Genomic DNA, 19985 nt, shown 5'->3' on the forward strand with positions numbered 1-19985 from the left:
GAAGCGCGTTGACGGACGCACATCCTGGCCCATGCCGCTGCGAGGACGACCGATCCATGCGGTCGCGACTTACGTCGCTCCTACATCGCCATCGAAGCTCAGTCCAGCTCCACCATCTCGAAATCCTCCTTGCTCACGCCGCAGTCCGGGCAGGTCCAGTCGTCGGGAATGTCTTCCCAGCGCGTTCCCGGAGCGATGCCTTCTTCCGGCAGGCCGTCGGCCTCGTGGTAGATGAAGCCGCAGACCACGCACATCCAGGTGCGGAAGATGGTGGTGGTGGCGTCGGTCACGGGATAATGCCGGCTTGGAGGAGCGGCCATTGTCCCATCGCCGCCCACGCACCGGAAGTTCGCCGATGACATCCCTGCCGCCGTCCGTCCGCGCTGCCCGCGGCCTGTACCTGATCACCCCGGAGGAACCGGACACCGATCGCCTGCTGGCGCGCGTGGCCGCGGTGCTGCCGCAGGCGACGTGGCTGCAGTACCGGCAGAAAGACGCGGATGCCGACCGCCGCCACGCACAGGCCGCCGCCCTGCAGGCGCTCTGCGCGCAGGCCGGCGTGCCGCTGATCGTCAACGACAACGTCGGCCTGGCGGCCGCGATAGGCGCCGCGGGCGTGCACCTGGGTGAGGACGATGGCGACATCGCCGCCGCCCGCGCGCGGCTCGGGCCCGACGCCATCGTCGGCGCCTCCTGTTACGACGACGCGATCCACGCCCAGCGCGCCGTATCGGTAGGCGCCAGCTACGTGGCCTTCGGTGCGTTCTTCCCCACCACCAGCAAGGTCACCACACGACGCGCCACGCCGGCCTTGCTGGCCGGCGCCGCTGCGCTGGGCGTGCCGCGGGTGGCGATAGGCGGCATAACGCCCGACAATATGGGCCCGCTGGTGGCCGCCGGCGCCGACCTGGTCGCAGTGATCGGCGGCGTGTTCGAGGCGGCCGATCCGGTGGCCGCGGCCCAGGCCTACCGAGCAGGATTTGACCGAGCCTGATGCTCCTGTGGGAGCGACGTAAGTCGCGATGAGGCATCACGGCCCTTCCATCGCGACTTACGTCGCTCCCACAAGACGACCCCCCTACTTCCCGGAATCCCCATGAACCACGACCAGTCCCACGCCCTCTTCACCCGCGCCCAGGAACTTCTCCCCGGCGGCGTCAATTCGCCGGTGCGCGCGTTCAAGTCGGTCGGGGGCGAGCCGTTCTTCGTGCAGCGCGCGGACGGCGCCTACCTGCACGACGTGGATGGCAACCGCTATATCGACTACGTCGGCTCGTGGGGCCCGATGATCGTCGGCCACAACCATCCGGCTGTGCGCGAGGCGGTGCAGGCGGCGATCCAGAACGGCCTGTCTTATGGCGCGCCCTGCCCGGCCGAAGTGACGATGGCGGAAACGATCACGCGGCTGGTGCCGTCGTGCGAAATGGTGCGCATGGTCAATTCCGGCACCGAGGCCACGCTGTCGGCGATCCGCCTGGCGCGCGGCGCGACCGGCCGCAACCGCATCGTCAAGTTCGAAGGCTGCTACCACGGCCACGGCGATTCGTTCCTGGTGAAGGCCGGTAGCGGCATGCTGACGCTGGGCGTGCCGACCTCACCCGGCGTGCCGGCGGGCCTGAGCGAACTGACGCTGACCCTGAGCTACAACGACTTCGAAGGCGCGACCGCGCTGTTCGAACAGTTCGGCAGCGAGATCGCTTGCCTGATCATCGAACCCGTCGTCGGCAACGCCAACTGCCTGCCGCCGCGCGAAGGTTACCTGCAGCACCTGCGTGCCCTGTGCACGCAGCACGGTGCGCTGCTGATCTTCGACGAAGTGATGACCGGTTTCCGCGTCGCCCTCGGCGGCGCGCAGGCGCACTACGGCATCGCGCCGGACCTGACCACCTTCGGCAAGATCATCGGCGGCGGCATGCCGGTGGGTGCCTACGGCGGTCGCCGTGAGCTCATGCAGCAGATCGCCCCGGCCGGCCCGATCTACCAGGCCGGCACGCTGAGCGGCAATCCGGTGGCGATGGCCGCAGGCCTGGCGATGTTGGAGCTGATCCAGACACCCGGTTTCCACGAAGGTTTGACGGCAGCGACCGCCACGCTGTGCGAAGGCATGGAGGCCGCCGCGCGCGAGGCCGGCGTACCGCTGACCACCACCCGCGTCGGCGCGATGTTCGGCCTGTTCTTCACCGACCAGCAGGTCGACACGTACGCGCAGGCCGTGGCGTGCGACACCGCGGCGTTCAACCGCTTCTTCCACGCGATGCTGGAGCGGGGCGTGTACCTGGCGCCGTCGGCGTTCGAGGCCGGCTTCATGTCCAGCGCGCATACGCCCGACGTCATCGACGCGACGATCGCCGCCGCGCGCGAGGCCTTCAAGGTCGTCGCCGCGGGATGAAACCCCGCATCCATCAGGTGCTGTTCGATTTCGACGGCGTCCTGGCCCACTATCGGCACGAGGTGCGGCTCGCCCACCTCGCCGCGCATGCGGGCTGCGCGCCCGAGCGGGTGCGCGAGGTGCTGTTCCTCTCGGGACTGGAAACCGAATACGACAGCGGCACGCTCGACACCGCGGCCTACCTCGGCCGGCTGGGTGATGGCCTGGGTGCGGCGGTGGATGAAGCCTCCTGGCTGGCCTCGCGGATGGCCGGCAGCACGGCCATCGACGGCGTGCTGGCGCGCATCGATGCGCTGCACGCCGACCTCGCCCTGGGCGTGCTGACCAACAACGGCGTGCTGATGACGCAGGCGATCCCCCGCATCGTCGCGCCGATGGCGGCCCGCATCGAGGGTCGCGTACTGACCAGTGGCGGCCTGCAGATGCGCAAGCCGGCGCCGACGACGTTCGCACGCGCGCTCGAGGTGCTGGGCTGGGACGCCGGCAGCACGCTGTTCGTCGACGACAAGTTCACCAACGTGCAGGGCGCGCGCGAAGCGGGCCTGCACGCCGAAACCGTCACCGATTCACGCAGCTTCGGCAAGGCGCTGAAGCGCTACGTATTCGGCCCGCAGACGGGCTGGTAGCGCGTTTGATGGTTGCTTGATCCGGACGCGGGAGACTGGCGGCCTTCCACCGGAGAGCCGCGCCATGTCCCTGATCCCCAACGCACTGCGCCTGCTGGGCGCGCTGCTGTTCACTGCCGCCGTCCCGGCCGCGCACGCTGCTGCGCCGGACAAGGTCCTGATCGTCGTCAGCGGCGAAGGCCGCGGCCAGGGCAAGACCCGGCCGGGCTACGAGTTCGACGAACTCTCGCAGGCGTGGCTGATCTTCAAGGCCAACGGCCTGGAGGTGGACGTCGCCAGTCCCCAGGGCGGTGCCGTGGAGCCCGACACCTACAACGCGCAGGAACCCTTCAACGCCGCCTTGCTGGCCGATGCGGACGCCATGCGCACACTCGCGTCGACGCGCTCGACGCGCGAGGTGAAGAGCGCGGACTACGCCGCGATCTACGTCGTGGGCGGCAAGGGCGCGATGTTCGATCTGCCGCGCGATACCGCGCTGGCCTCGCTGCTGGCCGACGCGCATACGCGCGGCGCGGTGATCGGCGCGGTTTGCCACGGCCCGGCGGCGTTGGTCGACGTCACGCTCGCCGACGGCCGCTCGCTGGTCGCCGGGAAAGCCATGACCGGCTTCACCCTCGAGGAGGAGACCGTGTTCGGCAAGCGCTGGGCGAAGGAATTCCCCTGGCAACTCGAGGATGCGCTGCGCGCGCGCGGGGCGCAGTGGCAGGAAGCGCCGCTGATGATGCCGAAGGTCGTCGTGGACGGGCGGCTCGTCACCGGCCAGAACCCGTACTCCACCCCCGGCGTCGCCGAGGCCATCGTGCGTGCACTCGGCCGCGAACCGGCCACGCGCACGCCCTGGCGCGACGAATTGACGATGGCCCTGGCCGCGCAGGCCCGCGCGGGCGACGTGCGCGGCGTCGCCGAGGCCCTCGCTCGCGACAAGGATCGCTACCACGTGGATCTGCTGGGATTGCTGGGCTATTACCAGGCGCAGGCCGCGGAGCGCGACGAAGACGTGCGCCATGCCCTGGCGCTGATGCAGTTGGCGATGCCCTACATGGCGCAACCGCAACTGAAACTCGGTGCCGCCGAAGCGCACCTGCGGTTGCGCGAACACGCGCAGGCGCGCGCGCTGGTGCAGCAGGTGCTGGCAGGTAAGCCCGACATGGCGGAAGCTAAGGCCCTCCTGCAACGCATCGACGGCTGAACGATGGCGGCACCCGTGCCCCGCATCCTGGTGATCGAAGACAACGCACTGTTGCGGGTGCAGCTGCAGCACCTGTTCGCCGATGCCGGATTGGCGGTCGAGTTCGCCGCCGACGGCCTGAGTGGACTGCAGATGGCGCTCGATGCGCCGCCGGATGTCCTCGTACTCGATGTCGGTCTGCCAGGCCTGGACGGCCTGCGCCTGTGCGAGCGCCTGCGCGCACAGGCCGACCGCCACGTGCCGGTGCTGATGCTGACCGCGCGCGACGCACTCGAGGACAAGCTGCAGGGGTTCCGGGCGGGTGCGGACGACTACCTGGTCAAGCCCTTCGCCGGCGCGGAACTGGTCGCACGCTGCCAGGCGCTCACGCTGCGGCACCGCGGTGGCGCAGCGCACCTGGTGCGCATCGGCACGTTGAGCATCGACCGCCGCATCGGCCAGGCGACGCGCGGGGATCAGCCGCTCGACCTGCACCACACGCCGTACCAGATCCTGCTCGCCCTGGCCGAGGCATGGCCGCGCACGCTGACGCGCAGCGAACTGATCCAGCGTCTGTGGGGCGACGCGCCGCCCGAATCCGATCCGTTGCGCACGCACCTGTATCTGCTGCGCCAGCTGCTCGACAAGCCCTTCGCCACGCCCATGCTGAAGACCGTGCATGGCGTCGGCTTCCGCCTGGAGGCCGACGCATGAGCCGCGCCGTCCCGCCCCGTCGACGGCTGCGCAACCGTCTGATGCTGGCCTTCGCGGGCTTCACCTTGTTGGTCGCCGCGCTGTTCGCGTTGTATGTGGTGCTGTTCGTCTACACCGTCGAGGACCAGCTCTTCGAGACCATGCTGGATCGCGAGGCCGTCGCGCAGCAGCAGCATCACCGCGACCACGGAAGCTGGACCACGCCTCGCGATGGCTTCATGTCCGTCGTGCCCTCCACGGCCGCGCTGCCTGACGGCATCGCCGAGGCCCTGCGCCAGGAGCCGCGGCGCCGCGAGTTCGCCGGCGGTGAGGGCCGCCACTATCACCTGCGCGCTCTGCAGTCTCCTCGCACGAACGAACCGCCTGCCTGGCTTGTCGCCGAAGTCAGCTCGCTGCTCGTGGTCCGGCCGATGCGTGCGCAGCTGCTCCAGTTGCTCGCCTGGTCCGGGTTCGCGATGGTGGCGCTGGCCCTGCTGCTGGGCAGCTGGCTGGCACGGCGCACGACCGCACCCCTGTCGCGGCTGGCGGATGCGGTAGGCGATGCGACGCCGGATCGGCTGCCACCCGGGTTCGCCGCCAGCTTCCCGGACGATGAAGTGGGCGTGGTCGCTCGCAGGCTCGACGACCTGATCGCCCGCATGCGGGACTTCGTCGAGCGCGAGCGCGAATTCACCCGCGACGCCAGCCACGAGCTGCGCACGCCGCTCGCCGTCATCCGTGCCGCCAGCGAACGCCTGTCGACGGATGGCTCCCTGAGTGCCGATGCGCGCGCCAGCGTGGAGCATGTCAGGCTGTCCGCGACGCACCTCGAGCAGACCGTCGCCCTGCTGCTGGCGCTGGCGCGCGAGCAGACGCCCGCTTCGGCCACGATCAAGGAATCCCGCGTGCTGCCGTTGCTGGAGCGTGTGGTGATCGAACAATCGCCGCTGTTGGAAGGAAAACAGGTGCAGGTCGCCGTCGATGTTCCCGCCGACGTCACCACCGTTCTGCCTGCACCCGTGATGCAGGTCCTGCTGGCCAACCTGATCGGCAACGCGTTCGCGCACACCCACGAAGGCCGCATTGCGATCACGCGGGAGGCGGATGCGCTCTGCATCCGTAACCCCGGTCAGCCCATCCGCGATAGCGATTTCGCGCCTTTCGCGAAGGGCGAGGACAGCACCGGTTTCGGCCTGGGCCTGTCGATCGTGCGGCGCCTCTGCGAACGGCACGCCATCGACCTGCGCTTCGATCGCGAAGCCGACGGCACGACAGCCCGCCTACGGCTGCGGGCAGATCCCGTGGCGCGCGTCAGCGCGGCGCCGCGAACGCCCTGAGCGCCGCGTGCAGGCGCTTCAGGCCTTCCGCGACTTCCTCATCGGTGATGTTCAGGGCCGGCACGAAGCGCAGCACATCCGGGCCGGCCTGCAGCATCAGCAGGCCCTGCGCCGCGGCCAGATCCAGCACTTCGCCTGCGCGGCCGGCGTACTTCGCGTTGAGCACGGCGCCCAGCATCAGACCACGGCCGCGCACCTGGGCGAACAGCCCGAGCTCCGCATTGATCGTGTCCAGGCCCTTGCGCAGGGCGGCGGACTGGCGCGCCACGTTGTTGGCGATCTGCGTCGACGCGAGCTTGCGCAAGGCCACACGCGCGACCGCGGCCGCCAGCGGGTTGCCGCCGAAGGTGGTGCCATGCGCGCCGAACTGCATCACCTGCGCGACCTTCGGCCCGGCCAGCATCGCGCCGATCGGGAAACCACCGCCCAGCGCCTTGGCCAGGGTGACGATGTCGGGCACCACGCCGTCCTGCCAATGCGCGAACAACGTTCCCGTGCGGCCCATGCCGGCCTGGATCTCGTCCAGCACCAGCAGCGCGCCGTAGTGGTCGCACAGCGCGCGCACCGCGTTGAGGAACCCGGGCGCGGCCGGCATCACACCGCCCTCGCCCTGCACCGGCTCCAGCATCACCGCGGCCACGTCGCCGCAGGACATGGCGATCTCGAGCTGGGTCAGGTCGTTGAAGTCGACGTAACGGAAACCGCCAGGCAGCGGCTCATAGCCTTCCTGGTACTTCGGCTGCGCGGTGGCGGTGACGGCGGCCAGCGTGCGCCCGTGGAAACTGCCGCGGAACGTCACGATGACGCGCTGATCCGATGGCCGACCCTGCGAGGCCGCCCACTTGCGCACCAGCTTGATCGCCGCCTCGTTGGCTTCCGCGCCGGAATTGCACAGGAACACGCGTTCGGCGAAGCGCGACGCCGTGACCAGTTCCTCCGCCAGGCGCAGCGGCGGCTCGCTGTAGAAGACGTTGCTGGTGTGCCACAGCTTGCCGGCCTGCTCGGTCAGCGCCGCGACCAGGTCCGGGTCGTTGTGGCCCAAGCCGCAGACGGCGATGCCGGCGGACAGGTCCAGGTATTCGCGGCCCTCGCTGTCCCAAACGCGCGCGCCCTGGCCGCGCTCCAGGATCACCTCGCGCGGACGGTACACCGGCAGGTAGTAGCGTTGGCCGTTGGCCAGCAGGTCGGCGGAGGTCGTGGCGCTCATGGCGGCGGCTCGCAGCGGAAATGGCGGCGTATTGTCGCCGATCACGCAGCCCACGCCAGCGGGCGCCGCAGCATCGGGCCTCAGGCGGCGAAGGCGATCTCGCCGGCCGGCAGCGCGCGGATGCCGACGCCGAAGCTGCGGATCGCCGGCAGCGTGGCGTTGTGGTGCTCGCGGATGCGGGCGGCGTCGGCGTGCGGCTTGTCGTGGGTAGTGTGGGCGTCCGCGGCCAGCAGCACGTGGTAGCCGTGCGCGGCGGCGCTGCGGGTGGTGGTGTCCACGCAGAACTCGGTGGCGTAGCCGCACAGCACCACGCCTTCGACGCCGCAGAACGACAGCACTTCGTCCAGCCCGGTGCGCAGGAACGAATCCGGCGTGGCCTTGCGGATGCGGTGGTCGCCCGGCTCCAGCATCAGCGCGGGATGCAATGCCCACGCCTCTGACTCCGGCGCGAGGTCGCCGGCGCGCTCGTGCTGCACGAAGATCACCGGGGCACCCGCCTGCCGCGCTTTCGCCGACAGTGCATTGATGCGCTCGATGACCGCATCGGCATCGGCCGGCGCGGGTTCGAACAGGCCACGTTGCACGTCGATCACGATCAGGGCGAGGTTCATCGGCAGAATTCCTTGTTCGGATGCATTACCAGCTTCCCGTATTCGCCATCGAAAGCCAAGGCTCCTGCGGCGGCAATGCGGCACCTTTCTGCAGCAGCTCGATGGAGATCAGGTCCGGGGTGCGGACGAAGGCCATGCGGCCATCCCGCGGCGGGCGGTTGATGGTGATGCCCCGCGACTGCAGGTGCGTGCAGAGCGCGTAGATGTCGTCCACTTCGAAGGCCAGATGGCCGAAGTTGCGCGCGCTGCCGTAATCCTCGGCCGGGCCGCCATCTTCCGGCGGCCAGTTGTAGGTCAGCTCCACTTCCACTTCCGGATTCGCCGGTGCGCCGAAGTACACGAGGGTGAACCGGCCCTGCGTGTTCTCCATCCGCCGTGTCTCGGCCAGGCCAAGGCCTTCGGTGAGGAAGCGGGCGGTGGCATCCAGGTCGTGGACGCGGATCATCGCATGCAGGTACTTCATGACAACCTCATTTCGGAAGGGAAACGCGTCGCCGGTGCGCCCACGCGTTGGCGAGCAGGCAGACGAGTATCAGCACGCTGTACTCGGCGCCGTTGCGCCCGAGGCCCACGACGAACCAGCCTGCCGGCGCGTGCACCAGCCAGATGCCGCAGGCGTAGATCGCTGCGAATATCAGCGCGATCGGGCTGACCCAGCGTCCCGATGCGAATACGGGCGCGGCGACGAGTTCGAATACGGTGACGAACCAGGCGATCGCGAGCCCGAACGGAAAGCCCTGCGATTCGAGGAAGGTACCGAAGGGCGCGACGCCATCGGCCAGTACGCGTGCCACGCCGTGGATGAAGAGCAGCGCAGCCAATGCCACGCGGATGAAGGCCAGTGCCTGGCGTGCCGGAAGTTCAGCGGACGGCATGGTCGTGGCTCCGGTGAAGGAACAAGAGGACGTGTCGCGGGAGGGTCACGGGTCGACGAACAGATCGGGCAACAACGGCTGCGAGGCATCGACGGCGTAGTTTGAGAAGTCGGCGACGCCGGCCTCCCGCAATACATCCTCGTCGATGAGGAACTGCCCATGGAAACCGCGCCCCTCGCGCACCAGCACCGCGTGTGCGGCATCGGCGACGATCTGCGGCGTGCGGCAGCGCGGGATTTCCACGCCCGGGATCATGTTCAGCGCATCGGTGGCGATGATGGTGCGCGGCCACAGGGCATTGACGGCGATGCCCTGGGGGCCGAACTCGCCGGCCAGGCCCAGGGTCACGAAGCTCATGCCCATCTTCGCCAGCGTGTAGCCGGTGTGCGGCGCCCACCACTTCGGGTCGAGCGACGGCGGCGGCGCCAAGGTCAGGATGTGCGGATTGGCGGCCTGCTTCAGGTACGGCAGGCAGGCCTGCGCGCAGAGGAAGCTGCCGCGCGCGTTGACCTGCTGCATCAGGTCGAAGCGCTTCATCGGCGTGTCCAGCGCGCCGGCCAGCCAGATGGCGCTGGCGTTGTTGACCAGGATGTCGATGCCGCCGAAGGCATCGGCGGTGGCGGCCATCGCGGCCTTGACCTCGTCCTCCTCGCGGATGTCGCACTTCAGCGCCAGCCCCTGGCCACCCGCCTCGGTCACCGCCTGCGCGGCGGTATGGATGGTGCCGGGCAGCTTGGGATTCGGCACCGACGACTTGGCGGCGATGGCCACGTTGGCGCCGTCGCGCGCGGCGCGCAGGGCGATGGCCAGGCCGATGCCGCGCGAGGCGCCGGTGATGAAAAGGGTCTTGCCGGCCAGCGAGGTCATGGCGTACTCCGGGAGAAAGATCGGATGGATGCGGATGCGCTCACGGCTTCGGCCCCTGCCCTTCGTTGTCTTCCCACTTCAACACCTTGCGGGTGATGAAGCGATACACCGGCTTGCCGGTGCGGAACCAGAGATCGCGCAGCCATGAAGTGCGCTTCAGCACGCGTCTCTCGGTAGGCGTGATCGACGCGGCGCAGTACATGCGCTTGTGCTTGAGCAGGTGGCGCAGGTCCTGCCGCGCCAGCAGGCGCATCCAGCGCGAGCGCGGATCGCCACGGGTGGCGAGCTGGAAGTCGATGATCGCCGGGCGCCCGTCGGCCAGGACCAGCCAGTTGGCTTCCTTGGCCAGGTCGTTGTGGGCGATGCCGCGGCGATGCAGGTGCTTGAGCAGCCGGTGCGCCGCACGGAAATAGGCGATGTCGCCGCGGGGCGGCCGCTGGTACATCGCGGCGCCTTCCATGTAGCTGCGGTCGAGGCGGCGCCCGGTCCAGGCCAGCAGTTGAGGGACGTCGGCCATGCCGGCGACCTTGCGCAGCGCCAGGGCTTCCCGGCGCGCCAGCCACCACGCCGGCAGCCGCAGCCACAGCGGAACGTGCGCGAGGTCACGCCGCACGAACGGGCCGTCCGGGCCCTGCATCAGCGAGATGCGGCCGAAGCTGTCGGCCTTGAGTGCAGCGATTTCGGAAGGCGAGCGCAAGTCCACCTCGTCATTCTACCGTCCGGGAGGAGGGGGCGCCGGTCAGCGACCGCCGCCTATAATCCGCCGATGGATTCCACCTGGTTAGACTCCCTGCTGGCCTGGATCAGCGCGCATCCCGTGGCCGCGGGTCTGGTGATCTTCGCGATCGCCTTCTGCGACGCGGTGATCATCCTGGGCGCCATCGTGCCTGCGCTGCCCTTGCTGTTCGCGGTGGGCGTGCTGATCGGGCTGGGCGAGATCTCGGGGCCCTACGCCGTCGCGTGCGCCATGCTGGGCGCCCTGATCGGCGATGCGACCAGTTACTGGGTGGGCCACCGCTGGGGCCAGCAGTTGCGTTCGGTATGGCCGTTCCGCCGCTACCCGCAGTTGCTGGACCGGGGCGAGGTGCTGTTCCGGCGCAATGCGTGGAAGAGCATCTTCGTGGCGCGCTTCGTCGGCCCGATCCGCCCCTTCGTACCGGCCGTGGCCGGCATTTCGCGGATGCCGCTGCGCCGGTACGGCATCGCGAGCGCTGCGGCGTGTCTCGCGTGGGCGGTATCCTTCCTGCTGCCGGGCTGGGTGCTCGGCCACGCCTACGATGCCGTTGCGGCCGTCGCAGGCCGGCTGGCGCTGGTGCTGGGCCTGCTGGTCGTCGTGCTGGCGGTCGCCTGGGCGCTGGTGCTGTACACGTACCGCTGGTTCGCGGCGCACGCCGATGCACTGCTCGCGCGCGCGCTGGCGTGGTCGCATGCCCATCCCGTGCTCGGCCGCTACACGGCCGCGGTCTTCGATCCCGGGCGGCGTGAGTCCGTGCCGCTGGCGCTGCTGGCCATCCTGCTGCTGGCCATCGTCTGGGTGTGGTTTGCGTTCCTGGTGATCGTCATCGGCCACGGGGAGCCGCTGGCCATCGACGTGATGGTCTACGATCTGATGCGCGCGCTGCGCAACCCGCTCGCCGACTACCCGCTGGCGGCGATCGCGTCGTTCGGCGATGAACAGGTGCTGGCGCCGGCCTCCCTGCTGGTGCTGGCCTACCTGGCGTGGCGCAAGCGCTGGATGGCAGCGGGCCACTGGGTGGCGGCGCTGGCGTTCGGCCTGGCATTGACGGCCTGGCTCGGTGCGTCGGTGGACATTCCCAAGCCGCCGTCGGTCAGCAGCGGGTTCGGCTTTCCCTCGATCGCGGTCACGATGTCGACGATCACGTTCGGCTTCTTCGCGGTGCTGATCGCACGCGAGTTGCCGGGACGCACGCGGGTATGGCCTTATCTGGTCTCCGGCATCGTGGTGGCGCTGATCGGCTTCGCCCGTATCTACCTGGGCGCGCATTGGCTCAGCGACGTGATCGGCGGCATGCTGTTCGGGCTGGTGTGGTTGCTGGTGCTGGGCATCGCCTATCGGCGCCGCATGGTGCGTTCGTTCTGGATCAAGCCGATCGCATGGCTGTTCTACGGGGCGTTCGTGCTGGCGGGCCTGTGGCACGCGCCGCGCAACGTGGAGCACATGCTGGCGCAGTTCCAGTCGCCGGTGATCGAGCGCACGCTGGCGTTGCAGGACTGGTGGCAACGCGACTGGCAGACGCTGCCCGCGCGGCGCAACGAGTTCGACGACGAACAACGCTGGCCGCTGGATGTGCAGGTCGCCGGACCGCTGGCGCCGCTGAAGGCCGCGCTCACCGCCCAAGGCTGGCGTGCGCAGTCGCAGGCCGGGTGGGAGGAAGCCCTGAACCTGCTCGACAGCGACCTGCCCGACCACGAACAACCCGTGCTGCCCGCCACGCTCGACACGCGCGCGGAAAGCCTGCTGATGGTGCGCGCTGGCGACCAGCCGGGCGAAGTCTTCGTGCTGCGCCTGTGGCCGGCGGATACGCGACTTCAACCGGGCAACGTGCCGTTGTGGATCGGCAGCGCGCAGGTGCTGCAGCAGCAGCGCGCGTTCAACCTGGTGCGGCTGTGGCGGCCCCTGCGCGAAGCGCGTACGGCCCTGGATGCGGTCAGCCAGGTCACCACCGGCCTGGACCACGCCATCGCGCCGCATCCGGAATCCGGCCTGCCGGTCCTGCGGATCTGCACCACGGACGTAGACGCCGTGCGCTGAGCGCGGGATCGCGCGATCAGTCGATCCAGTTCAAGAGGTGCTGCAGGCGCGCGTGCGGATCGTCTTCCTGCAGCACGGTGACGCGCTGCTCCGGCGTGATCGGCAATATCTGCGCCAGCCGCCAGCCGACCCAGGCCGCGTGTTCGAAGATACGCGCCGGCAGCTTGCTCATGTCGGTGCCGGTCTTTTCCATCATCGTCTGCAACAGCGTGCCCAGCAGCGCGTGCTCGGGGCGCAGGGCCTCGTCATGGTCGGCGGCGAGCCATTCCACGTCGGCCAGCACCAGGCCGTTGTCGCGCACGCGCGTGCGCTGCACGTGGAAGCGACGGTGGCCGCGCACGCGCAGCGACAGCAGGCCGTCCGCGCCCATGTCGAAGTCCTCGATCAGCGCTTCGGTGCCATAGGCCGCCGGCGTGGCGGGCGCACCCACCTCGTGGCCTTCCAGGATCAGGCAGACGCCGAAACCGCTGCTGGCCCGCCCGCAGTCACGCACCAGATCGAGATAGCGACGCTCGAAGACGCGCAGATCCATCGCGGCGCCGGGGAGCAGCACGCTCTGCAGCGGAAACAACGGGAGGGATTCGGTCGCCATGCCGCCCGCTCACCCCTGCAGCGACGCCAGGAAGCGTCGCGGCGCGCCATCGAAACCGCCGTTGGACATGAACACCACGTGGTCGCCTGGATGCACGACCTGCCGTAGCGCGGCGATCAGCGCGTCGGCATCCGGCACGGTGCGCGCGTCGCCCCGGATGGCGGCCACCACCTTGGCGGCGTCCCATGCCAGTTCCGGTCGATGCAGGAACACGACCGCATCGGCGATGTCGAGCGACGGCGCCAGTGCCTCGGCATGCGCGCCCGAGCGCATCGAATTGCTGCGCGGTTCCATCGCCACCACGATGCGCGCCTCGCCGACGCGTGCGCGCAAGCCCTCCAGCGTGGTGTGGATGGCGGTGGGATGGTGGGCGAAATCGTCGTAGACGGTGACGTTGTCGTGCTGGCCGATCACTTCCAGCCGCCGCTTCACGCTGCGGAAGGCGGCCAGCGACGGCAGCACGTTGGCCACGTCCACGCCGACCGCATGGCATGCGGCCAGCGCCGCCAGCCCGTTGAGCACGTTGTGCCGGCCCAGCATGGGCCAGTGCACCTCGCCGATCTCGCTGCCGTTGTGGCGCACCGCGAAGGCGCTGCCGTCCTCGCGGATCAGGCGCGCGCTCCACTCCAGCGATGCGTCGGACACGCCGTCGTAGAGCCCGAAGCGCTCCACCGGCGTCCAGCAGCCCATGGCCAGCACCTCCGCCAGGCGTGCATCCTCGCCGTTGACGATCAGGCGGCCGCGGCGCGGCACCGTGCGGACCAGGTGGTGGAACTGTCGCTGGATCGCGGCCACGTCCGGGAAGATGTCGGCGTGGTCGTACTCCAGGTTGTTGAGGATGGCGACCAGCGGGCGGTAGTGGACGAACTTGCTGCGCTTGTCGAAGAAGGCGGTGTCGTACTCGTCCGCTTCGACCACGAACTCGCGACCGCCGCCGATGCGCGCGGATACACCGAAGTCCTCGGCCACGCCGCCGATCAGGAAGCCCGGCGAGCGGCCCGCCGCTTCCAGCAGGTAGGTCAGGATGGTGGTGGTGGTGGTCTTGCCGTGGGTGCCGGCGACGGCCAGCGTGTCGCGGCCGGGCAGCACACGCTCGGACAGCCACTGCGCACCGGAGATGTAGCGGCGACCCTGGTCGAGCACGGCTTCCACCGCCGCATTGCCGCGCGAGAGCGCGTTGCCGATGACGATCTCGTCGCAGTCGGGCGCGATGTTCTGCGGCAGGTAGCCCTGCGCCAGCGTGATGCCCAGCGTCTCCAGCTGAGTGGACATGGGCGGGTAGATGGCCTGGTCGCTGCCTTCGACGGTGTGGCCGAGTTCGCGGGCCAGGGCGGCCACGCCGCCCATGAAAGTGCCGGCGATGCCGAGGATGTGGATCTTCAAGACTGCGCTTCCGGAATGACTGCGCAGACTTTAGCCGAGCGCGCGCGCTTCGGCATCCGGCCGCGGGCCATGGCGTGACGGCGGTTCAGCGGAAAAAGCGCAGCGTCTCCAGGTCGAAGGTGCCCGACTCGGCCTTCACCACCAGCGTATTGCGGCCCGGAGCCAGCGCCAGCGCGCGGAAGCCGCTGGTACGGCCAACGGCCTTCACCGGCATGCCATTGAGTACCAGCGACACCTGGCCGTCGCCGCGCCCGTCCAGGGCAAGCCGGTACGTCCCGCCCGCCGGCGCCTCGAAGGTGTACTTCAGCCATTCGCCCGACTGCAGCCCGGCGACATGCAACGTTCCGTCCGGGTCCTTGCCCAGGTCGACGCCGTCGTTGCGATACGTCATGGCGGGATTCCATACCACGCGCTCGCCGCCGTCGGAGATGTGGTGGTTGGCCGGCGTGAGGTCGTGGTAGGCCACGCCGTCGCGGCCCATGTCGAAGTCGACCGCGGCGATCGTGCCGCCCGCCGCGCCGATCACGTGCGCCTTGAACGGTACCGTCTGGTCCGAGTGCGGCGCGCGGAACAGCGCATCGATCACGTCGGGATGCTGCACGTTGTTCGCGTAGCGCACGTCCTCGGTGGCGAAGCGCATCAGCGCGGCTTCGGCGTCTTCCGCCGACGGCTTCGGGCCCACGCCCTTCCAGTACGCCAAGACCTGCCGATAGCCCTCGTTGGGGATGATCTGCAGCGGATTGTTGTAGCGGATCTTCTTCAGCGGCCACCACGCCCAGCCGATCCCCTCGCCTTCCACCAGCGCCACGGTACGGGCGAACCAGTCGTTGGAGTTCTCACCGGTTTCGCCCAGCCACAGCGGCATCCGGTGCTTGTCCCGCAATGCCAGCATGTCGGCGATGCTGTCGCGCGTGGTGACGTTCCAGTACTTGTGGAAGCTGATCACCAGGTTGTCATCCCAAGGCCCGTCGTCGAGCACGCCGCGGTAGTTGTTGCCCCAGCAGTTGCCCTCGATGACGATGATATGGCGCCTGTCGACCTCGCGGATCGCACGCGTGGTGCGGACCAGCAGCTCCTTCAGCGGCGCGTTGCCCTCTTCCTTGCAGCCGTTGCTGTCGGCCTTGTCGGCGAAGCCCCAGTTCGGTTCGTTGATGATGTCGTACGCGGCGATGTACGGCTCGTCCTTGTAGCGCTGCGCCAGTTTCTTCCACAGCGCCACCATCTTGTCCTGGTGGCGCGGGTCGTCCCACAGCGATGGCGTGGCAGGATCACGGTCGGCGATGTTGTTGTCGTTGCCCTGCCCGCCCGGTGCGGCGTGCAGGTCGAGGATGAGGTACAGGTCGTTAGCCTTCGCCCAGGCCAGCAGCGCGTCGGTGCGGCGGAAGCCCTCTTCGCGCCACGTCTGCCGGCCCGGCACGCGCTCTTCTTCAACCGGCGCGGTGTACAGCGCGTAGTGCATCGGCAGGCGCACGGAGTTGAAGCCCCATCGGCCCATCGCATCGATGTCCGCCTTGGTCGTGTGGTTGTCGCGCCAGGCCTGGTAGAACGCATCGGCTTTCTGCGGGCCGATCAACTCGGCGATGCGCGCATGGATGCTGCGCTGCGTGCCCACGCCGTCGATGTCCAGCATGTAGCCTTCCTGCAGCATCCAGCCGCCCAATCCCATCCCGCGCAGGATCACCGGCCTGCCGGCTTCATCGACGATCTGCGTGCCCTGCGTGCGGAGGAAATCCTTGGCCTGCGCCGCGGACGAGGCGGCCAGGCAGGCGAGCAGCAGGCAGGCAAGGCGCTTCATCGACGACTCCGGACCTCGGGAGCGCGACCATAACAGCCCGCCTTGGGCCTCGTGCGGTCGATCATCACAGCCCGGAAAGCAGAAGCCCCGCACGGGCGGGGCTCCAGGAGGTCACGCGGGGTGCGGAAGGGACGTCAGCCCACTTCCTTCGCCGGCGCCAAGGCCTCGGTGATGCGGGTGAACACCTCGTCCAGCGAGCCGACGCCGTCGACGACGGTCAGTTCGCCCTGCTGGCGGTAGAAATCGATGACGGGCGCGGTCTGGTCGGTGTAGACCTGCAGGCGCTTGCGCACCGACTCCGGATTGTCGTCCGCGCGGCCTTCGGCCTTGGCGCGGCCGGCGATGCGCTCGACCAGCAGTTCGGTGGGCACTTCCAGCTGCACGGCGAAATCGAACTTCTGCCCCAGCTTGGCCAGCAGCTGGCCCAGCGCAGCGGCCTGCACGAGGTTGCGCGGATAGCCGTCCAGGATGAAGCCGGCACGGGTGTCGTCACGGGAGAAACGGTCTTCCAGCATGCCGAGCAGGATGTCGTCGCTGACCAGCTCGCCGCGCGCCATGACTTCCTTGGCCTGCAGGCCCAGCGGGCTGCCGGCGGCGACTTCGGCGCGCAGCAGGTCGCCGGTGGAGATGTGCGGTACCTGCAGGTAGTCCTTCAGGCGCGCTGCCTGAGTGCCCTTGCCCGACCCGGGTGGGCCCAGTAGAACCAATCGCATGCTGTAACTCCCGAAACTGGAATCCTGCGGGCGGTGGACCGCGCCGGGCGCCGGGCGCCGCGCTGCACCGCGTCATCTGTGTGAAGCTTACCGCATCCCCGCACCCCGGAACGAACCCCACATGGCGTCTGGCACCCTACTTTATGCGCAGTCCGGCGGTGTCACCGCCGTCATCAACGCCTCTGCGTCGGCGGTCATCACCGAAGCGCGGGCCCGGAAAATCAAGGTCTTGGCGGCGCGCAACGGCATCCTGGGCGCCCTGCGCGAGGAGCTGATCGACACCAGCAAGGAGTCGGCCGCGGCCATCCGCGCCCTGGCCCACACGCCGGGCGGCGCCTTCGGCAGCTGCCGCGTCAAACTGAAGTCGCTGGAGGCCGACCGGGCCAAGTACGAGCGCCTGCTGGCGGTGCTGAAGGCGCACGATGTGCGCTACTTCCTCTACAACGGCGGCAACGATTCCGCGGACACCGCATGGAAGGTGTCGCAGCTGGCGCAGGCCTTCGACTACCCGCTGACCTGCATCGGCGTGCCGAAGACCGTCGACAACGACCTGGCCGTCACCGACACCTGCCCCGGCTTCGGTTCCGCCGCCAAGTACACGGCCGTCTCCGTGCGCGAGGCCGCGCTGGACGTCGCCGCGATGGCGGAAACCTCGACCAAGGTCTTCGTCTACGAAGCCATGGGCCGGCATGCCGGCTGGCTGGCCGCCGCGGCCGGGCTGGCCGGGCAGTCGCCGGATGAAGCGCCGCACATCATCCTGTTCCCCGAGCGCGCCTACGACGAGACGCAGTTCCTCGCGCAGGTGAAGAAGGTTGTCGACCGCGTGGGCTGGTGCGTGGTGGTGGCCAGCGAAGGCATCCAGCATGCCGACGGCCGCTTCGTCGCCGATGCCGGCGGCGGCAAGGATTCGTTCGGCCACACCCAGCTGGGCGGCGTCGCGTCCTACCTGGCCGGCCGGGTGAAGGACCAGCTGGGCCTGAAGGTGCACTGGACCCTGCCCGACTACCTCCAGCGCTCGGCGCGCCACATCGCCTCGAAGACCGACTGGGAACAGGCGCAGGCCGTCGGCAAGGCCGCCGTGCAGTTCGCGCTGAAGGGACAGAACGCGGTCATGCCGGTGATCGTGCGCACCTCCGACGCGCCGTTCCGATGGAAGATCGAGGCCGCGCCGCTGTCGAAGGTGGCGAACCACGAGAAGAAGTTTCCGCCGAACTTCATCCGCAAGGACGGTTACGGCATCACCGACAAGGCGCGCGCGTACCTGCAGCCCTTGATCCGTGGCGAGGCCTACCCGCCTTACGGCACCGACGGCCTGCCGAAGTATGTCGCGCTGAAGAACGTCGCGGTGAAGAAGAAGCTGCCCGCCTGGGAGGGCTGAGCGCGCGATGCCGATCCGCATCGTTCGCCTCGGCAGCCCGCGCGCGGAAGACGAAGGCCTGCGCATCGGCACGGTGCGCCGGCCGCCGCGCGGCGTGCCGAAATCCGAGTTCGCCTCGCAGGACTGGTACGACGTCTGGTATCCCGCCCTCGCGCCGAGCACCGAGCTGGTGAAGGAAGCGCAGGGCGCCGCCTCGCCCAAGGCGTGGGCGGCCTTCGTGAAGAAGTACCGTGCCGAAATGGCCGCGCCCGACACCGCCCGCACGCTGGACCTGCTGGCCGCGTTGTCGCACGGCAGCGATTTCTCGGTGGGCTGCTATTGCGAAGACGAGGCGCACTGCCACCGCTCGGTGCTGCGCGCCCTGCTGGACGAACGGGGCGCGGTACTTCGGGCAGGGTGACTTCAGGCACCGGTCCGCCGGCAGCGCCGGTGCTAGCGTGGCCTCGTCGCCTCGCCCCCGGGATTCCGCCATGTTCCGCAAAGTGCTCGTCGGACTGCTTGCCGTTGCCATCGGCCTCGCCATCGCGGGCGCCGGTTATCGTTTCGGGCAATACCTCGCGCAGAAGGACGATACGGCTTCGCCTGCGCGCGCCACGTCCTGATCGACGTCGTCCATCGCGCTAGCATGTCGCGATGGACGACCTGCTCGCCGAACTGACGGCCCTCGAAACCGAACTCCACCACCCGGGCGTGACCTGCACGCGCGCACGGCTGGAGCGCCTGCTGCATCCGGATTTCCACGAGATCGGCCGCTCGGGCAAGCGCTATACGCGACAGACAGTCATCGATTTCCTCGCCGATCGCCCTTCACCGCCGAACGTCATCGCCTACGACCATCGCGTCGAGCGGATGGCAGACGGTGTCGCGTTGCTGCATTTCGCTTCGCATGAAGTCGGCGCCGACGGCATGCGCTGCCACGCCGCCCTGCGCGTGTCGGTGTGGCGGCGCACCGCGCTCGGCTGGCAGCTGCATTACCACCAGGGCACGCAGGCGGCGCCCTAGCGGCAGGCCTTGCCCTCGATCTCCAGCTTCGCCGCGAACAGGGTCAGCGAAGGCGCCTGGGCGGCGCCGGCGGCCTGCTGCTTCGCGTCCTGCAGGTAGATGCGCGACTGGCCTTGACCATCCGCGGCGGGCGGCGTGGCGCTGCCGGGCTTGCGCCAGACCCGCACCACGGCCTGTTGCGACGGGCACGCCGCATTGGGCACGCGGATGACGTCGTTGAGTTTCCAGCCCGCGGCGACGGACGGCTTGGCCTTGTCGAAATCGACGAAGCGCGCACGCGGCTGGCACTGCGGGCTGGTGCGCACGGGGGAGTAGCGGTAGGGCTGCGCCGCATCGCCGGTGAAGGCACCTTCCAGTCGCGCGCACGCCTCCGGAATCTGTCGCAGGCTGTGCACCACGCCGGTCGCCTGCGCCTTTGCGGGCGGGCGCTGGATCTCCGGCGCCGGCTCAGCGGCGCGGGCCGCGGACGCGAGCAGGCAGGCGGCAAGCAGTGGGGCTGCGACGCTGGGACGCATGGCGACTCCGGTACGAAACGGGACGTGGGCCGCAAGGCTGGCACGGGCCGCCTGAACCCCT

The 19985-nt window shown here is 69.3% G+C and carries 23 protein-coding genes; 11 read left to right on the forward strand and 12 right to left on the reverse strand.

Translation table 11 applies throughout. The features are described from left to right. Positions 1-98: 98 nt before the first annotated feature. Positions 99-320 (reverse strand): rubredoxin, encoded by a 222-nt coding sequence (locus BLT45_RS14350; protein ID WP_093301341.1) that lies wholly within the window; start codon positions 318-320, stop codon positions 99-101. A gap of 35 nt (positions 321-355) precedes the next feature. On the opposite strand from BLT45_RS14350, the gene thiE reads away from it, so the two are divergent. From thiE to BLT45_RS14380, 6 genes are all read left to right on the forward strand, one after another. Continuing rightward, the gene (thiE, locus tag BLT45_RS14355; RefSeq protein ID WP_093301344.1) at positions 356-994 is read left to right on the forward strand and encodes a thiamine phosphate synthase; all 639 of its coding nucleotides are present in this window, start codon (positions 356-358) and stop codon (positions 992-994) included. Positions 995-1096: 102 nt separating this feature from the next. Beyond that, a complete protein-coding gene (gene hemL / locus BLT45_RS14360) occupies positions 1097-2389 on the forward strand; it encodes a glutamate-1-semialdehyde 2,1-aminomutase (RefSeq protein WP_093301347.1) in 1293 nt (430 codons plus the stop codon). Beyond that, positions 2386-3015 carry an HAD-IA family hydrolase gene (locus BLT45_RS14365; protein ID WP_093301350.1) on the forward strand — a complete coding sequence of 210 codons (630 nt, stop codon included), beginning with the start codon at positions 2386-2388 and terminating at the stop codon, positions 3013-3015. Before hemL ends, BLT45_RS14365 begins: the two co-directional genes overlap by 4 nt. A gap of 64 nt (positions 3016-3079) precedes the next feature. Continuing rightward, on the forward strand, positions 3080-4204 hold the full coding sequence (locus BLT45_RS14370) for a type 1 glutamine amidotransferase domain-containing protein (protein ID WP_093301352.1): 1125 nt from the start codon (positions 3080-3082) through the stop codon (positions 4202-4204). A gap of 15 nt (positions 4205-4219) precedes the next feature. Then, a complete protein-coding gene (locus tag BLT45_RS14375) occupies positions 4220-4897 on the forward strand; it encodes a response regulator transcription factor (protein ID WP_254771894.1) in 678 nt (225 codons plus the stop codon). Then, on the forward strand, positions 4894-6213 hold the full coding sequence (locus tag BLT45_RS14380; protein ID WP_093301358.1) for a sensor histidine kinase: 1320 nt from the start codon (positions 4894-4896) through the stop codon (positions 6211-6213). Before BLT45_RS14375 ends, BLT45_RS14380 begins: the two co-directional genes overlap by 4 nt. Here the strand turns inward: BLT45_RS14380 and BLT45_RS14385 are convergent. The 6 genes from BLT45_RS14385 to BLT45_RS14410 all read right to left on the reverse strand — a co-directional run bounded on the left by BLT45_RS14385 (position 6188) and on the right by BLT45_RS14410 (position 10410). Further along, positions 6188-7420 carry an acetylornithine transaminase gene (locus BLT45_RS14385; protein ID WP_093301360.1) on the reverse strand — a complete coding sequence of 411 codons (1233 nt, stop codon included), beginning with the start codon at positions 7418-7420 and terminating at the stop codon, positions 6188-6190. The genes BLT45_RS14380 and BLT45_RS14385 overlap by 26 nt on opposite strands. 80 nt (positions 7421-7500) lie before the next feature. Further along, positions 7501-8031 (reverse strand): cysteine hydrolase family protein, encoded by a 531-nt coding sequence (locus BLT45_RS14390; protein ID WP_093301363.1) that lies wholly within the window; start codon positions 8029-8031, stop codon positions 7501-7503. 25 nt (positions 8032-8056) lie between these two features. Continuing rightward, entirely contained in the window at positions 8057-8494 is a 438-nt protein-coding gene (locus BLT45_RS14395; RefSeq protein WP_093301366.1) for a VOC family protein, read from the reverse strand. Positions 8495-8501: 7 nt separating this feature from the next. Further along, the gene (locus BLT45_RS14400; protein WP_093301369.1) at positions 8502-8906 is read right to left on the reverse strand and encodes a DoxX family protein; all 405 of its coding nucleotides are present in this window, start codon (positions 8904-8906) and stop codon (positions 8502-8504) included. Between the two features lie 45 nt (positions 8907-8951). Next, positions 8952-9773 (reverse strand): SDR family oxidoreductase, encoded by an 822-nt coding sequence (locus tag BLT45_RS14405; RefSeq protein ID WP_093301372.1) that lies wholly within the window; start codon positions 9771-9773, stop codon positions 8952-8954. A gap of 40 nt (positions 9774-9813) precedes the next feature. Further along, a complete protein-coding gene (locus tag BLT45_RS14410) occupies positions 9814-10410 on the reverse strand; it encodes a phosphotransferase (protein ID WP_254771916.1) in 597 nt (198 codons plus the stop codon). Positions 10411-10539: 129 nt separating this feature from the next. Here BLT45_RS14410 and BLT45_RS14415 point away from each other — a divergent pair, with 129 nt between their 5' ends. Further along, positions 10540-12546, forward strand: coding sequence for a bifunctional DedA family/phosphatase PAP2 family protein (locus tag BLT45_RS14415; RefSeq protein WP_093301374.1), 2007 nt, complete (start codon positions 10540-10542; stop codon positions 12544-12546). Positions 12547-12562: 16 nt separating this feature from the next. Here the strand turns inward: BLT45_RS14415 and BLT45_RS14420 are convergent, their stop codons facing one another. The 4 genes from BLT45_RS14420 to BLT45_RS14435 form a co-directional block, all read right to left on the reverse strand. Further along, complete coding sequence (locus BLT45_RS14420; RefSeq protein WP_093301377.1) at positions 12563-13138, reverse strand: LON peptidase substrate-binding domain-containing protein; 576 nt, start codon at positions 13136-13138, stop codon at positions 12563-12565. A 9-nt stretch (positions 13139-13147) separates the two neighbouring features. Further along, positions 13148-14521, reverse strand: coding sequence for a UDP-N-acetylmuramate:L-alanyl-gamma-D-glutamyl-meso-diaminopimelate ligase (gene mpl, locus BLT45_RS14425; RefSeq protein ID WP_256385847.1), 1374 nt, complete (start codon positions 14519-14521; stop codon positions 13148-13150). Positions 14522-14606: 85 nt separating this feature from the next. Further along, positions 14607-16316 carry a cellulase family glycosylhydrolase gene (locus BLT45_RS14430; RefSeq protein WP_093301380.1) on the reverse strand — a complete coding sequence of 570 codons (1710 nt, stop codon included), beginning with the start codon at positions 16314-16316 and terminating at the stop codon, positions 14607-14609. A gap of 134 nt (positions 16317-16450) precedes the next feature. After that, positions 16451-17029, reverse strand: coding sequence for an adenylate kinase (locus tag BLT45_RS14435; RefSeq protein ID WP_093301383.1), 579 nt, complete (start codon positions 17027-17029; stop codon positions 16451-16453). Between the two features lie 121 nt (positions 17030-17150). On the opposite strand from BLT45_RS14435, the gene BLT45_RS14440 reads away from it, so the two are divergent. The 4 genes from BLT45_RS14440 (at position 17151) to BLT45_RS14450 (ending at position 19409) form a co-directional block, all read left to right on the forward strand. Continuing rightward, entirely contained in the window at positions 17151-18407 is a 1257-nt protein-coding gene (locus BLT45_RS14440) for a 6-phosphofructokinase (RefSeq protein ID WP_093301386.1), read from the forward strand. A gap of 7 nt (positions 18408-18414) precedes the next feature. After that, positions 18415-18807, forward strand: coding sequence for a DUF488 domain-containing protein (locus tag BLT45_RS14445; RefSeq protein ID WP_093301389.1), 393 nt, complete (start codon positions 18415-18417; stop codon positions 18805-18807). A 70-nt stretch (positions 18808-18877) separates the two neighbouring features. Continuing rightward, the gene (locus BLT45_RS18630) at positions 18878-19009 is read left to right on the forward strand and encodes a hypothetical protein (protein ID WP_256385848.1); all 132 of its coding nucleotides are present in this window, start codon (positions 18878-18880) and stop codon (positions 19007-19009) included. A gap of 31 nt (positions 19010-19040) precedes the next feature. Further along, positions 19041-19409 carry a nuclear transport factor 2 family protein gene (locus BLT45_RS14450; RefSeq protein WP_093301391.1) on the forward strand — a complete coding sequence of 123 codons (369 nt, stop codon included), beginning with the start codon at positions 19041-19043 and terminating at the stop codon, positions 19407-19409. Here BLT45_RS14450 and BLT45_RS14455 read toward each other — a convergent pair. Next, complete coding sequence (locus BLT45_RS14455) at positions 19406-19924, reverse strand: hypothetical protein (RefSeq protein WP_093301394.1); 519 nt, start codon at positions 19922-19924, stop codon at positions 19406-19408. The genes BLT45_RS14450 and BLT45_RS14455 overlap by 4 nt on opposite strands. Between the last annotated feature and the right edge of the window lie 61 nt (positions 19925-19985).

This window comes from Pseudoxanthomonas sp. CF385 (genome assembly GCF_900104255.1).
GTDB lineage: Bacteria > Pseudomonadota > Gammaproteobacteria > Xanthomonadales > Xanthomonadaceae > Pseudoxanthomonas_A.